Source organism: Rhodococcus sp. IEGM 1351 (assembly GCF_030056875.1).
GTDB lineage: Bacteria > Actinomycetota > Actinomycetes > Mycobacteriales > Mycobacteriaceae > Rhodococcus_F > Rhodococcus_F opacus.
This window is the reverse complement of sequence record NZ_JASHKU010000127.1, coordinates 1-299: the sequence shown is the minus strand read 5'-3', so window position 1 is coordinate 299 and position 299 is coordinate 1. Positions and strand designations below refer to the sequence as shown.

The following is a 299-nucleotide window of genomic DNA, read 5'->3' as shown; positions in this document are numbered from 1 at the left end:
GGCCGGGGGCTCGTCGACGAGCGCCCCCGAGTCGCCGCCGGTCGCCGCGAGCGCGCTCGCGGCCGCGGGCACCGCGGGCGGTGTGGTGGGGCAGCGGGAGCGACTGCAGACGATCGCGGAGACGAACCACGGCCCCCGCGCGGCGGGACGCTCCGGCTCCGCGGGACCACCGTCGGTGCCGCGTGGCGCGGCCCCGGTGCGGACGGGCTCACCGCGCCGCCCCCCCACCTCCGACCGGCACCCGCCGAGGCGACCGAAGGCAGCGCGCACTCCAGCCCCCCGGCGCCTCCCAGTTCGCC

The 299-nt window shown here is 81.9% G+C and carries 1 protein-coding gene; it reads right to left on the bottom strand.

Annotated features, from left to right (window positions below; translation table 11 throughout):
• The coding region (locus QM806_RS41065) for a hypothetical protein (RefSeq protein WP_283295069.1) at positions 1-270 on the bottom strand (270 nt) is incomplete at its 3' end.
• Between the last annotated feature and the right edge of the window lie 29 nt (positions 271-299).